The following is a 13550-nucleotide window of genomic DNA, read 5'->3' on the forward strand; positions in this document are numbered from 1 at the left end:
GTGGAAGTAATATCTGAAAACTACACGGAAGCGTTGAAGAGAATAAAACAGTTAAGAGAACAGGCTAATATAATAGAAGAAACTGTACAGATACGCGTAAGGGAAATTGTTGAGGGTGTGAGAAAAGGGAAAGATGAGGCACTATTTTCTTATACAAAAACTTTTGATGGAATTGAATTACAAAAATTACGTGTTGCAAAAGAAGAAGTTGAAAAAGCGAGTAAATATGTGGAATCTTCATTTCTAGAAGCATTGCAATGCGCAAAGGAAAACATCATCTCATACCATGAAAAACAAAAAAGACAATCCTTTTTAGATTGTGAAAATGAGGGTGTGATTCGTGGGCAACTGATTAGACCATTGCAAACAGTTGGTGTATATGTACCAGGAGGAACTGCATCGTATCCGTCATCTGTACTTATGAATGTATTACCTGCTAAAATTGCCGGTGTTCAGAAGGTTGTAATGGTAACACCGCCAGGGAAAGCGGGAATAGATCCACATATTTTAGCAGCTGCTGAAATTGCCGGTGTAGATGAAATCTATACAGTAGGTGGTGCACAAGCGATAGGAGCATTAGCATATGGGACAGAATCGATTCCGAAAGTTGATAAAATTGTCGGTCCAGGGAATATATATGTGGCTCTTGCAAAACGTGAGGTATTTGGAGTTGTTCATATCGATATGATTGCTGGACCATCTGAGATCGTTGTAATTGCTGACAAAACTGGAAATGCGTCTTTTATCGCAGCGGACTTATTATCTCAAGCTGAGCATGATGTGAGAGCAACAGCGATTTGTATTACAACTTGTGTAGAACTTGCTAAAGAGATAGAAAGAGAAATAAAGCAGCAACTTCGGGAATTGCCAAGAAGTGAAATAGCTTGTGAATCAATAGAAAGAAACGGAGCAATTCTCGTTGTTCCTTCGCTAGAGCACGCGTTTCAATTGTCAAATGAAATAGCACCGGAGCATTTAGAGTTGCACATAAAAGAGCCGATGAACGCTTTGGCATATATTCAGCATGCGGGTTCGATTTTTATTGGTCCGTATGCACCAGAGCCACTTGGAGATTATTTTGCAGGACCCAATCATGTACTGCCAACAAGCGGAACGGCGCGTTTCTTTTCACCGTTATCGGTTGATGATTTTGTGAAAAAATCGAGCTTTGTATCCTATACAAAAGAAGCGTTACAAAACGTTCAACATCATATTACAACGCTCGCTGATAAAGAGGGACTACATGCGCATGCAAGAGCAATACAAATTCGATTTGAGGAGGAGAAATAATGCGTGAGGCAAGTCAAGTACGAGGAACGACAGAAACAAAAATCAAACTGAGTTTACAACTAGATGAAAGTACAAATGTTGCGATTCAAACAGGTGTGGGGTTTTTTGATCATATGTTAACTTTGTTTGCAAGACATGGACGATTTGGTTTGCAAATCGAAGCAGAAGGTGATGTGTTTGTTGACGCTCATCATACTGTTGAAGATGTTGGTATTGTACTTGGAAATTGTTTGAAAGAGGCACTGCAAAATAAAGAAGGGATTAATCGTTACGGAGCGGCATATGTACCAATGGATGAAGCATTAGGCTTTGTAGCAATTGATATAAGCGGAAGGTCTTATCATGTCTTTCAAGGTGAATTGAAAAATCCTAAGTTAGGAGATTTTGATACAGAGCTGACAGAGGAGTTTTTTAGAGCGGTTGCCCACGCTGCCAATATCACACTACATGCTCGAATATTATATGGAAGTAATACCCATCACAAAATTGAAGCGTTATTTAAAGCGTTTGGACGTGCACTGCGTGAAGCGGTGGACAAAAATGACAAAATTGTTGGTGTAAACTCTACGAAAGGACTGTTGTAATTGATTGCAATTGTAGATTATGGAATGGGGAATATTCGCAGTGTTGAACAGGCGTTAACACGTATTGGGGCTAAGCATATTGTAACAGATGATAAAGAGAAGATATTACAAAGTGACGGTGTGATCTTACCAGGAGTTGGAGCTTTTCCAAAAGCAATGATTGCTTTGCAGGAAAAAGATCTCGTTTCAGTAATTCAAGAAATTGGAGCACAAGGAAAACCACTACTTGGTATTTGTTTAGGGATGCAGATTTTATTTGAAGAAAGTGAAGAAATAGAGAGAACAAAAGGATTAGGTTTGTTGCCAGGAGTAGTTCGAAAGCTGAAAGTCCCTTATAAAATACCGCATATGGGCTGGAATCAATTAAAGAAGAAACGGGAAATGGAGCTGTGGAATGGAGTAGAAAATGGTTCATTTGTGTATTATGTTCATTCCTATTATGTAGATTGTCCAAGTGAGATTGTATGTGGTAGTAGTGACTATAAGATTGATATTCCAGGGATTGTTGCGAAAGGGAATATATTTGGAGCGCAGTTTCACCCTGAAAAAAGCGGTGATATCGGAATACAAATGTTAAGAAACTTTAAAGGAGTGGTAGAATCATGGAAATCTTCCCAGCTATCGATTTAAAACAAGGGCGGTGTGTTAGGCTTTATCAAGGAGAATTTAATAAGGAAAAAGTTATGAATGAAAATCCAGTTGCTCAAGCATTATTATTTGAAAAATTAGGTGCAAGAACATTACACATTGTTGATTTAGACGGGGCGGTTGCAGGTCAATCAATGAATCTTTCTGTAATTGAGGATATATGTAAAGCAGTTCGAATTCCGGTTCAAGTAGGCGGAGGAATACGCTCTCTTAAAACGATTGAAAAGTTACTGTCAGTAGGAGTAGAAAAAGTTATTTTAGGAACGGCAGCATTGTACGATCGTCCTTTTTTAGAAGAAGCAGTTCGTTTATATGGAGAAAATATTATTGTTGGTATTGATGCGAAAAATGGTTTTGTTGCAACAAGAGGCTGGTTAGATGTGTCTGAAATTTCTTATATTGACCTTGCGAAGAAAATGGAAAGTGCCGGCGTGCAAACAATCATTTTTACAGATATTGCAAAAGATGGTACGTTAGAGGGTCCGAACTTCGAGCAACTGCAATTACTACAGAAAGCGGTGGCGATCCGTATTGTTGCATCAGGCGGCGTATGCTCATTGCAAGATATACAGAAGTTAAACGATATGAATGTCTATGGCGTTATTATCGGAAAAGCGTTATATGAAAAAACAATTGATTTAGAAGAGGCATTGCAGGTGACAAAGATATGTTAACGAAGCGAATCATTCCATGTTTAGATGTGAAAGATGGCCGTGTTGTAAAGGGTGTGAATTTTGTAGGATTACAAGATGTTGGTGATCCTGTTGAAATAGCTGATTTGTATAATAAAGCAGGTGCAGATGAAATTGTTTTTTTAGATATTACGGCGACGCATGAGGGGAGAAAAACAATTATAGATGTTGTAGAGAGAGCGGCGTCAAAAGTGTTTATTCCGCTTACAGTTGGGGGTGGGATTTCCACTATTCAAGATATATATGCCTTGCTAAGAGCAGGTGCGGACAAAGTTTCACTTAATTCAGCGGCAGTACGAAATCCAAAATTAGTTGGGGAAGGAGCCGAACATTTTGGTTCCCAATGTATTGTTGTCGCAATTGATGCAAGGAAAGTAAAAGAAAATAAATGGAACGTATATGTAAATGGTGGACGGATTGATACAGGAATTGATGCTGTACAATGGGCAAAGCAGGTAGAACAGTTAGGGGCTGGCGAGATTTTACTTACGAGTATGGATGCAGATGGGACGAAGGATGGCTATGATATTCGTTTGACTAAAACAATTTCAGAAGCTGTCTCGATTCCAGTTATTGCATCAGGAGGATGTGGAAGCGCGGAACATATTGTAAAGGTGTTTCAAAAAACATCGGTAAATGCAGCATTAGCAGCCTCTATTTTTCACTATGGTGAGGCAACAGTGCAAGAGGTGAAGAAAAAATTACAAGAAGCGAAAATTGAGGTGAGAATATGACGCCTGATTTCTCAAAGGGATTGTTGCCAGCTATTGTGGTAGAAGAAGAAACAAAAGAAGTTTTGATGTTAGCATATATGAATGAAGAAGCATATAAAAAAACGTTAGAGACGAAGAAAACATGGTTTTATTCACGCTCGCGGCAAGCGTTATGGAATAAAGGAGAAACGTCTGGGCACATGCAGTATGTTCAATCTCTGTATTTAGATTGTGATCAAGATTCGATTGTAATTATGGTTAAGCAAGTAGGACCAGCTTGTCATACAGGAGAGAAAACATGCTTTCATTATAAAATCATATAGGGGGATCTGAGGATGGAAGACGTACTGAAGTCTTTATATGAAACTATTGAGCAGCGTAAAGAAAGTCCAATTTCGGAATCATATACAAGTTATTTATTTACAAAAGGTGAAGATAAGATTTTAAAAAAAATAGGGGAAGAGTGTACAGAAGTTGTGATCGCTGCAAAAAACGATGATAAAGAAGAACTTATAAAAGAAATGGTCGATGTGATTTATCACTGCTTTGTTTTACTAGCCACAAAAAATATTCCATTAGAAGATGTGTTAGAAGAAGTGAAAGAGAGACAAGGAAAGCTCTCAAAAACAGGGGAACGAAAAGAAATTGATACATTATAAGGGGGGAAGAGTATGAAAGTAGATTATCACCTTCATTTAGAAGAAGGTCCGTATTCAATAGGATGGTTGGCGAGAATAAATGAATCGCTAGAACATTTTCAACCACTCAAAGAAGAAAAGCACTCTATTGAATGGCTCATGAAAACACAAGAACGTTTGCAAAAGCGTGTGCAAGACGGTCCGTTTACAGCGGAATGGATTGATTTATATTTAGAAGAAGCACTGCAAAAAGGAATAAAAGAAGTGGGGATTGTTGATCATCTCTATCGCTTTTATGAGGCAAAAGAGTATTACGAAAAATATGTAGACATTAGTGATTCAAAGCTCGGTCGACTGCAGAAAGAATGGCTAGATCAAGTGCGGGTAGCTTCCATTTCTGATTTTACAAAAGCAATTCAAGAGGCAAAGGAGCGTTGGAGAAAAAGAGGAGTAGTACTGCGCCTTGGGATTGAAGCGGATTATTTTATTGATGGAGAGAGAGAGCTAGAAGATTTGTTAGCATTAGGAGATTGGGATTATGTAATTGGTTCTGTCCATTTTATTGATGGATGGGGATTTGATAACCCAGATACGAAAGAATATTTCGAAAAACATCAGCTAAATACATTGTATGGTGCCTTTTTCACAACAGTAGAAAAGGCAGTTCGTTCGAGATTATTTGATATTGTAGCGCACCTTGATAATATAAAAGTATTTAATTATCGATTAGATGAAAATGTACAGATTCCATATTACGAAAGAATTGCTAAGGCATTAATAGAAACAAATACAGCAACGGAAGTAAATGCTGGATTATATTATCGTTATCCTGTTCGAGAGATGTGTCCAAGTCCGCTTTATTTACAAGCGTTAGCGCAGCATAAAGTACCGATTACTCTTTCATCAGATGCTCATTACCCAAATGACTTAGGAAATTATATCCGGGAAAATGTGAAAACATTACGTAATCATGGTATTTCTCATGTTGCTACATTTGAAAAACGGGTGAGGAAGATGAAGCTGCTTGAAGAAGAATCGGTAACTGTTTCAAAGTAAAAATGATTTTGTGATGAAAACCTTTCTTTTTGCTCAAAATAAAAAAGAATGATAAAGGAGGGTTTGAAATGACAAAACAAAACAACAAACAGAACATGAAAGTGACGAATCAAAGTTATGCTTCCCAAACGAACGAGGAAGTTGATTCTGTAGTGCAAGAACAAATTAGTGATACGGTAGCAGAAGGAACGATTGATGTAAAGCTTGGAAAACAATCTAGTGAAGAGCAATAAATAAAAGAGGAGATATCGATCTCCTCTTTTATTATGTGGAAAAGTGTCAGTTTTCGGAACTGTAATCAAATTTCTTGGCTTTTTTGATATAGATTTCTTACAATAAAATATAAAGGAGTTTTCATTTTTAAATAGAAGAGGTGCTTATTAGTGGCGAAAATATTAGTGGCAGGAAAAATTCCAGAAATCGGACTACAATTATTACAAAATCATGATGTGGAAATGTATGATAAGGAAGGATTAATTAGTGTAGAGGAACTAGCAGAACGAGTAAAGGAAAAAGATGCACTGTTAAGTTTACTTTCAACAAAGGTAACAAAGGAAGTAATTGATGTAGCACCTGATTTGGAAATCATTGCCAACTATGGTGCGGGTTACGATAATATCGATTATATGTATGCTGCAGAAAAAGGAATTACAGTTACAAATACACCAAAAGTTTCAACAGAAGCAACAGCAGAGTTAACATTTGCCCTTCTTTTAGCAGCTGCAAGACGAATTCCAGAAGGGGATACATTATGTCGTACTGTAGGATTTAATGGCTGGGCACCACTCTTTTTCCTAGGCCGAGAAATATATGGGAAAACAATTGGAATCATCGGCCTTGGTGAAATTGGAAAAGCAGTTGCGAAACGTGCAAAAGCATTTGGAATGAATGTGATTTATACAGGACCAAACCGTAAGGATGAGGCAGAAAGTGAATTAGAAGCAATATATGTAACATTAGAAGAACTATTACAAACAGCAGACTTTATTACGATTAATTGTGCGTATAATCCAAGTCTTCATCATATGATTGATGAAGAACAATTTAAAATGATGAAGAAAACAGCATATATCATAAATGCAGCACGTGGTCCAATTATGAATGAACTAGCGCTTGCTCATGCGTTAGAGACAAATGAAATTGAAGGGGCGGCTCTTGATGTATTTGAGTTTGAACCGAAAATTACAGAGAGATTAAAGGGACTGAAAAATGTTGTTCTTACTCCGCATGTTGGAAACGCAACGTTTGAAACACGTGACGCTATGGCTGAAATGGCAGTACGTAACATTTTAGCTGTATTAGAAGGAGAGGAACCATTAACACCTGTGAAACAAAAAGTATTAGTTACAAAATAGCAAGAACCCTTCCGAATTCGGAAGGGTTCTTGCTATTTTTCTTTATTTGCTCGTTTTTTATGAGATGGCCTTTGTCTAAGAAATTGAGATAACATAAACAAAATATAAAGTGGAATAGCAATGAATAGAAATACTGAAATGTTGCCAAAACTCGTTTTATACATTGTATAAATACTACCAATTAAAAATAGCGTAACAATAATGCTGTAACGTGGAATTGGTACATCTTTTAAACTTGGGATTCGAATACGACTTACCATTAAAAATGCAAACGTTACAAATACCGTAATGAGGACGATTTTTGGAATGGTATTTGAAAACAATGTTAAGAAGGCAACAAGTCCTCCTGCTGCAGTAATAGGAACACCAGTGAAATACTTCATAGAAGTAGAGGATGGCGTTACATTGAACCTTGCTAAGCGATATGCTCCGAATAGGGGGAATAGTCCTGCTATGTATAGTCCAATAATTCCGTAATTGGAAAAGGAGGTGTAGTACATTAAAACCGCAGGCGCAGCACCGAATGTTACAACATCTGCTAGTGAATCAAGTTCTTTTCCCATTTGTGAATCAACACGCAATAAACGAGCAACCCGACCATCAAGACTATCTAACATCATCCCGATTAGTACTAAAATAGCAGCTGGTTTATAATACCCTAAAGATGCATAGCCGATTGATAAAAATCCACTGTATAAATTTCCGAGCGTAAATAAGTTTGGAATTGCTGCTCTATACAAAATCTGATCCCTTGCTTTCTGTAATAAATTCTTAATTAGTGTATGAAAGTTTACTTATTTTATCATAACATAAATTTCTTTCGACGTACGAAAAAATTCCCATTTTGTGAAAGATTTCATAACGTGAAACCCTCATTTAGCTTAATGGTGGGATTCGATAAAGTGAGGGTTGAGCTAAGGGAGAGAGAGGGGTGCTAGATAAGATCGTCATGTTTATGAAAGAGTAAAGATTTAATTAAGAAAAAAGAAACCTCAAGTTGTTATCATTTGAGGTTTCTTTGAAATTTATTCAAATTTAGTTATCATTGATCCTGTTTTATATGTATTGTTAGGATCAAATCGTAATAAATCTCCATATATAAGTTTGTCGGAATAATTTAATTCTGTTTTTGCTTTTTCAATATATGGCTGGCAAATTGCTGAATCAATAGGTTCACCTGTGCTTTTTTTATAGCACATATTTTTTGTATAAACATAATCGTTTGTTACGAAACTACCATCACGCATAATCATAAGTGGATCTTCATTTTTTATAAATAAATCAGTACCAAATTCAATGGATTGGTTTGTTTTGATACCAAGTAAATGGAGCAATGTTGGTTTTAAATCGATTTGTCCAGATACTTTGGGAATGATTTTTCCTTCTTGACCAGGAACGTGAATAATAAGTGGTACACGTTGCAGCTGCATTGAATCAAATGGAGTTATGGATTCTTTACCGAGAAACTGTGCCATCGCAGTATTATGGTTTTCAGAAATACCATAATGATCTCCATAAATAACTATAACTGAATTATCATATAGCCCCTCTTCTTTTAATCGATTGATAAATAGTTTAAGAGCTTCGTCTGTATAGCGAACGGTTGGGAAATAACGATTGAATACACCACTCTCAGAATTATACTCATTAATGTATTGATCTTCTGGATTTAAAAGAAATGGGAAATGATTTGTTAATGTAATAAATTTTGTGTAAAACGGTTGTGGCAAGGATTTAAGCTTTGAAATCGATTGTTCAAAGAACTCTTTATCTTTTAGTCCCCAACCAACAGACATTTGTTCTGTTCCTGTATAATCATTGAGGTTAAAATAACGATCGTATCCGAGTGCTGGATACATTACATCCCGATTCCAAAAGGTTTTATCATTTGAATGGAATACAGCGGAATAATATCCGTATTTTTTTAACTGTTCAGGAGTTGCTGTGTATTCATTTTTTGCATGCGTAAAGAATACAGAGCCGCGGTCTAATGGGTATAATGAATTTTCTACAATAAATTCGGCATCGGATGTTTTTCCTTGTCCAGTTTGATGATAAAAGTTATCGAAGTAATAACTATCTTTTATAAATTGATTTAAAAATGGAGTAATTTCTTTTCCATTTATTTTTTTGTTGATAACAAAATTTTGTGTGGATTCCATTGAAATTAAAATGACGTTCTTTCCTTTTGCAGCTCCGAATAAATTTTTATCAACTTGTTTATCTTTTGAATTCACATAGTTTTTAATTTCAGAAAAACCGTCTCCACTTGCAAATACACGCTCTGCAGAAGATTTAGACTGAAGTGTAATGTCAAATAGGTGATACGTGTATAAACCTAGATTTTTCACAACAGTTTGACGATCAAAAGAGTGTGAAAATAACTGTGGCTTATGAATGACAGAAACAATAACTTGCAATGCTAATAGAGCTGTTACACCACTAAAAAAGGTTCGTTTTTCAGAGCGGGACAGTGGTGTGTTATCACAAAAGTTCGGGAACTTACGTGAAATAAAAATTAAGATCATCGCATCTGCAAATAGAAGTAATGTTTTGTACGTAAATAGTTCTTTAATACTTGTTCCTAAATCAGCCATGTTATTTGTTTGGAATAGAACAGGGAATGTGACAAAGTCATTATAAAATCCATAAAACATTGCATTTCCAAATAAAATAAATGACAGCAAAAAGCTTATTCCAATAATAATTCGATTTCGATATTTTGATGCTAATAAAGCTAGACCAAAAAATAAAAGCAATGAAGCAATTGGATTAAACAAAAGCATCATTTCTTCGAAGAAGCTATCAATTTTAATATCGAAGGCTAGCTTGTACACAATATATGTTTTGATCCATAATAAAACGACTGCAACAAGTGCAAATCGTAATTTTGGGAACAAATGTTGTAACATAATATACTCCTCTCCTATACTTATGACAGTTATAGTGATTGTACCTTACTGAATAGAAGTTTCACTATATATACGAACAGCCCTATATGATTATGATTATTATACTATGTGTACTATTATACGAGAACAAAGCGGGATTGTGGATGATTTTTGTAATAATCGAGTAGAAAAAGAGAAGTGGGAGAAAATAAAATGAAACTTTAATTCATGGATGCTGATCCATTGATTAAAATAATGGGATGAAAACGTTGCGTAAGAATATGGAGGTTGTAATGAAAAAGTTACTTTGTTTAGCATTATGTAGTGTTTTTATATTATTTTCTTCTCCAGCAGCGATTGCAGCACAATATGATGTACCTTTAATGGAGGATGCCCTCTATTCTGTATTGTTTCCAAAAATAAACGCTGCGATTGAAAAGAATTATGGAAAACTAAAGCCATATGATTGTCCCAAAATCGTGAGTTTAAAAAAAATTTATAGTGGTACATATGTATTTCAAGCTGTAATTGAAGTGACAAAATATGAAGTTAAAAGGGGAAAGGTGCTTCCGCCATTTGAAAAAATAAGAATTACGTTTGATAATGATGAGGGAGAATGGACTGTGAAAAAAATAGATATAAAGCGCTTGCCGAATGATACGAAATTAAATTGTAAAAAATTAATGTAAAAAATTGTTTGACAAATAAATTATTCGTTTGGTATTGTTAATACCAATATAAGCTGTTTGAAAATTAAATAGTATTACCTCATCTACTCTCAAAGGTAGAGGCCGCGATAGGAAAGAGTAAGCTATGGGAGATTTAGTGGAATCTGTGATCATAGATTGAAAGGGACTATTGCCGAAATATAAGATTGACCACATCATTCATATATTGGGACTACATTGAATAAATGTAGTACTGTCATAAAATTTTATTTTATGGAGAGCTATTTGGAGATGTTGATGCGGTTTCTTATTTGAGAAGATAACAACTCGTTTATTTTTTCATGATATATGATTCCTAATAAGAAACGCGTGTGAACATTGTTCCGCGCGTTTTTTGTTTATCCAAAAGCGTGCTGCAATGAATAGAAGACTGGGGTTATAAGTTGTAGAGGGAATAAGGGAGGAATTCAAATGTATTTACACGGCACAAGCCGAATCAATGAGCAAGGACACTTAGAAATTGGAGGATGCGATACAGCGCAACTAGCTAAACAATATGGAACACCACTTTATGTATACGATGAGGCTTCTATTCGTGAAAAATGTCACGCGTTTCATCGTGCTTTCCAGGAAAGTGGATTCTCTTATCAAGTAGCGTATGCAAGTAAAGCGTTCTTGTGCATGGAGATGTGCCGAGTAGCTCGTGAAGAAAATATGTCGTTAGATGTTGTTTCTGGCGGTGAATTGTATACTGCTCTGCAGGCGGGCTTTCCTGCATCGCGCATTCATTTTCATGGTAATAATAAGACCGAAGAAGAAATCATAATGGCACTACAAGCAGATATTGGATGCTTTGTAGTAGACAATTTCTTTGAAATGGAAGTATTACATGATTTAGCACAGCAGTATGGAAAAATTGTAAATATATTAATTCGAGTTACACCTGGGGTAGAGGCACATACGCATGAATATATTACAACAGGGCAAGATGATTCGAAATTTGGTTTTGGGGTTTCTACTGGCCAGGCAATGCAGGCAATTCAAATAGCGTTAGGAAAATCAAATTATAATGTGTTAGGCATTCATTCGCATATTGGGTCACAAATTTTTGAAACAGCAGGATTTGTTCGGGCGATTGAAGTATTGTATAACTTTTTAGAAGAAATAAGAGAACAGACTGGTTATGTTGTAACGGTGTTAAACGTCGGTGGAGGTTTTGGGATTCGATATACGGAAGCTGATACACCACTTACACTTGAAACATATGTGCATGCTGTCACTGATGCAGTGAGAGAACAATTTACACGAAATAATTATCCCCTTCCTGAAATATGGATTGAACCAGGTCGTAGTATCGTTGGGGATACAGGAACAACAATTTATACAGTAGGAGCTGTAAAAAATATTCCTGGTATTCGTAAATATGTGTCAGTCGATGGTGGAATGACAGATAATTTAAGACCAGCTTTATATGGAGCACGTTATGAGGCGATGTTAGCAAATCGAGGGAAAGCAGCGGCTGAAGAAGTTGTTTCAATTGCTGGAAAGTGTTGTGAGAGTGGGGATATGCTTATTTGGGATATAGAATTGCCACAGGTTGCTCCAGGAGATCTGTTAGCAATTTCTTGTACAGGAGCATATGGATATTCTATGGCGAACAATTATAATCGCATTCGTAGACCAGCTGTAGTATTTGCAAAAGATGGAGCGTCGCAAGTTGTTGTTGAACGTGAAACATATGAAAATATAATTGGGAACGATCGCATACACATAAAAGAGCTTGTGTAATCAATAAGAAGGAGTTGCTTAGACTGAGCAACTCCTTTAAAAAAGAAAAAATATAAAATATATCGGAAAACTAGGATTGAAAAAAATCAGAATTATGATAAAATACAGATACAAAGCTTATCAAGAGAAGCGGAGGGAACTGGCCCTACGAAGCTCAGCAACCTGCTTATGAAAGCAAGGTGCTAAGTCCAGCAAAATGGCATCCATTTTGAAAGATAAGGTAAAATATATTACCGAACAGTCTTTTCGAAATGGAAAAGATTTTTTTTATGAATAAAAAGGGGGGCTGTTCGTGGGAGTACGTGGACATTTTGACGAAGTAGCTGAGAAAATTCAAACGATGCTTGCAGGTATGAAATATGGTTCCATTACAATTGTTGTGCAAGATGGAAAAGTGATTCAGCTTGAGAAAAGTGAAAAAGTACGCTTAAAGTAAAAAGCGCTGACTAGAAAAACTAGAGGCGGTTTTAATCTATTTTATTAGGTTAAAACCGTCTTTTTGTGTTATAGGGGGAAATAACATGCTGACGTATGAAACGTGGAAAGAGGATTTCGTTTCTTTTTCTGAGGAAGATGAAACGAAGGGAGCATTACAAGTATTAGAATGGGCTTATAAACATTATGAGGATGATATTGTGTACGCATGTAGCTTTGGTGTAGAGGGGATGGTGTTACTACATCTTATAAATCAAGTAAATCCATCTGCAAACGTTGTATTTTTGGATACAAACGTTCATTTTCAAGAAACATACGATTTAATTAAGCGAGTGCGCGAAAGGTTTCCGAATCTCAAAATTACTGAAAAACAACCCTCGCTAACGCTTGAAGAGCAAGCAAAGGAGCATGGGGATAATCTGTGGGAGCATAATCCCAATCTTTGTTGTAAATTAAGAAAAATTTTACCGCTGGAAGAGTCTTTATCAAGTGGGAAATCTTGGATATCGGGACTGAGAAGGGAACAATCTGAAACACGTAAACATACAAGATTTATCAATCAAGATCATCGCTTTCAATCTATTAAAATTTGTCCACTCATTCATTGGACGTGGAAGGAAGTGTGGCGTTACGTATTTAAGCATCATTTACCGTATAATCCGCTGCACGACGTTGGGTATCCAAGTATAGGTTGTGAAAAATGTACATTGCCTATTGGAGAAGGAGGAGATTCCAGAGACGGACGATGGGCTGGAAAGTCGAAAACGGAATGTGGCCTTCATTATCAATAAG

16 protein-coding genes and 2 riboswitches are annotated in these 13550 nt (G+C 36.2%); of the genes, 14 read left to right on the forward strand and 2 right to left on the reverse strand.

The genetic code is table 11. The features are described from left to right. The 10 genes from hisD (at position 1) to CN288_RS09735 (ending at position 6976) form a co-directional block, all read left to right on the forward strand. Positions 1–1290 carry a histidinol dehydrogenase gene (hisD, locus tag CN288_RS09690; RefSeq protein WP_026591293.1) on the forward strand — a complete coding sequence of 430 codons (1290 nt, stop codon included), beginning with the start codon at positions 1–3 and terminating at the stop codon, positions 1288–1290. Beyond that, positions 1290–1874 carry an imidazoleglycerol-phosphate dehydratase HisB gene (hisB, locus tag CN288_RS09695; protein WP_026591292.1) on the forward strand — a complete coding sequence of 195 codons (585 nt, stop codon included), beginning with the start codon at positions 1290–1292 and terminating at the stop codon, positions 1872–1874. The genes hisD and hisB overlap by 1 nt, the downstream gene beginning before the upstream one ends. After that, positions 1875–2504 (forward strand): imidazole glycerol phosphate synthase subunit HisH, encoded by a 630-nt coding sequence (gene hisH / locus CN288_RS09700; protein WP_026591291.1) that lies wholly within the window; start codon positions 1875–1877, stop codon positions 2502–2504. After that, positions 2477–3196 (forward strand): 1-(5-phosphoribosyl)-5-[(5-phosphoribosylamino)methylideneamino]imidazole-4-carboxamide isomerase, encoded by a 720-nt coding sequence (gene hisA / locus CN288_RS09705; protein WP_026591290.1) that lies wholly within the window; start codon positions 2477–2479, stop codon positions 3194–3196. The genes hisH and hisA overlap by 28 nt, the downstream gene beginning before the upstream one ends. After that, positions 3190–3948, forward strand: coding sequence for an imidazole glycerol phosphate synthase subunit HisF (hisF, locus tag CN288_RS09710; RefSeq protein WP_098302202.1), 759 nt, complete (start codon positions 3190–3192; stop codon positions 3946–3948). Before hisA ends, hisF begins: the two co-directional genes overlap by 7 nt. Continuing rightward, positions 3945–4250: a phosphoribosyl-AMP cyclohydrolase gene (hisI, locus tag CN288_RS09715; protein WP_026591288.1), complete on the forward strand. Its 306-nt coding sequence runs from the start codon at positions 3945–3947 to the stop codon at positions 4248–4250. The genes hisF and hisI overlap by 4 nt, the downstream gene beginning before the upstream one ends. A 12-nt stretch (positions 4251–4262) precedes the next feature. Further along, positions 4263–4586: a phosphoribosyl-ATP diphosphatase gene (gene hisE, locus CN288_RS09720; RefSeq protein WP_026591287.1), complete on the forward strand. Its 324-nt coding sequence runs from the start codon at positions 4263–4265 to the stop codon at positions 4584–4586. 12 nt (positions 4587–4598) lie between these two features. Beyond that, entirely contained in the window at positions 4599–5621 is a 1023-nt protein-coding gene (locus tag CN288_RS09725; protein WP_098302203.1) for a histidinol phosphate phosphatase domain-containing protein, read from the forward strand. Positions 5622–5689: 68 nt separating this feature from the next. After that, complete coding sequence (locus CN288_RS09730; RefSeq protein ID WP_081810991.1) at positions 5690–5854, forward strand: DUF4025 domain-containing protein; 165 nt, start codon at positions 5690–5692, stop codon at positions 5852–5854. Positions 5855–6004: 150 nt separating this feature from the next. Beyond that, a complete protein-coding gene (locus CN288_RS09735; protein WP_026591285.1) occupies positions 6005–6976 on the forward strand; it encodes an NAD(P)-dependent oxidoreductase in 972 nt (323 codons plus the stop codon). 32 nt (positions 6977–7008) lie between these two features. On the opposite strand, the gene pssA is transcribed toward CN288_RS09735, so the two are convergent. Then, on the reverse strand, positions 7009–7716 hold the full coding sequence (gene pssA, locus CN288_RS09740; protein ID WP_026591284.1) for a CDP-diacylglycerol--serine O-phosphatidyltransferase: 708 nt from the start codon (positions 7714–7716) through the stop codon (positions 7009–7011). 285 nt (positions 7717–8001) lie between these two features. Beyond that, a complete protein-coding gene (locus CN288_RS09745) occupies positions 8002–9888 on the reverse strand; it encodes an LTA synthase family protein (RefSeq protein ID WP_026591283.1) in 1887 nt (628 codons plus the stop codon). A gap of 272 nt (positions 9889–10160) precedes the next feature. On the opposite strand from CN288_RS09745, the gene CN288_RS09750 reads away from it, so the two are divergent. From CN288_RS09750 to CN288_RS09765, 4 genes are all read left to right on the forward strand, one after another. Next, the gene (locus tag CN288_RS09750; RefSeq protein ID WP_026591282.1) at positions 10161–10556 is read left to right on the forward strand and encodes a DUF3888 domain-containing protein; all 396 of its coding nucleotides are present in this window, start codon (positions 10161–10163) and stop codon (positions 10554–10556) included. Positions 10557–10644: 88 nt separating this feature from the next. Continuing rightward, positions 10645–10827, forward strand: a riboswitch (Lysine riboswitch). Positions 10828–11006: 179 nt separating this feature from the next. Then, complete coding sequence (lysA, locus tag CN288_RS09755; protein ID WP_098302204.1) at positions 11007–12323, forward strand: diaminopimelate decarboxylase; 1317 nt, start codon at positions 11007–11009, stop codon at positions 12321–12323. Between the two features lie 114 nt (positions 12324–12437). Then, positions 12438–12545: riboswitch (SAM riboswitch) on the forward strand. A gap of 70 nt (positions 12546–12615) precedes the next feature. After that, entirely contained in the window at positions 12616–12759 is a 144-nt protein-coding gene (locus CN288_RS09760) for a YezD family protein (RefSeq protein WP_081810990.1), read from the forward strand. An 85-nt stretch (positions 12760–12844) separates the two neighbouring features. Then, on the forward strand, positions 12845–13549 hold the full coding sequence (locus CN288_RS09765; RefSeq protein WP_090691006.1) for a phosphoadenylyl-sulfate reductase: 705 nt from the start codon (positions 12845–12847) through the stop codon (positions 13547–13549). Position 13550: the final 1 nt, after the last annotated feature.

The organism is Bacillus sp. AFS023182 (genome assembly GCF_002560575.1).
GTDB lineage: Bacteria > Bacillota > Bacilli > Bacillales > Bacillaceae_G > Bacillus_A > Bacillus_A arachidis.

Excerpts from the sequence above, each read along its gene's own strand:
- hisB (WP_026591292.1), top strand. The coding sequence starts at position 1,290 with ATGCGTGAGGCAAGTCAAGTACGAGGAACGACAGAAACAAAAATCAAA.
- hisA (WP_026591290.1), top strand. The coding sequence starts at position 2,477 with ATGGAAATCTTCCCAGCTATCGATTTAAAACAAGGGCGGTGTGTTAGG.
- hisF (WP_098302202.1), top strand. The coding sequence starts at position 3,190 with ATGTTAACGAAGCGAATCATTCCATGTTTAGATGTGAAAGATGGCCGT.
- hisI (WP_026591288.1), top strand. The coding sequence starts at position 3,945 with ATGACGCCTGATTTCTCAAAGGGATTGTTGCCAGCTATTGTGGTAGAA.
- hisE (WP_026591287.1), top strand. The coding sequence starts at position 4,263 with ATGGAAGACGTACTGAAGTCTTTATATGAAACTATTGAGCAGCGTAAA.
- CN288_RS09725 (WP_098302203.1), top strand. The coding sequence starts at position 4,599 with ATGAAAGTAGATTATCACCTTCATTTAGAAGAAGGTCCGTATTCAATA.
- CN288_RS09730 (WP_081810991.1), top strand. The coding sequence starts at position 5,690 with ATGACAAAACAAAACAACAAACAGAACATGAAAGTGACGAATCAAAGT.
- CN288_RS09745 (WP_026591283.1), bottom strand. The coding sequence starts at position 9,888 with ATGTTACAACATTTGTTCCCAAAATTACGATTTGCACTTGTTGCAGTC.
- CN288_RS09750 (WP_026591282.1), top strand. The coding sequence starts at position 10,161 with ATGAAAAAGTTACTTTGTTTAGCATTATGTAGTGTTTTTATATTATTT.
- lysA (WP_098302204.1), top strand. The coding sequence starts at position 11,007 with ATGTATTTACACGGCACAAGCCGAATCAATGAGCAAGGACACTTAGAA.
- CN288_RS09765 (WP_090691006.1), top strand. The coding sequence starts at position 12,845 with ATGCTGACGTATGAAACGTGGAAAGAGGATTTCGTTTCTTTTTCTGAG.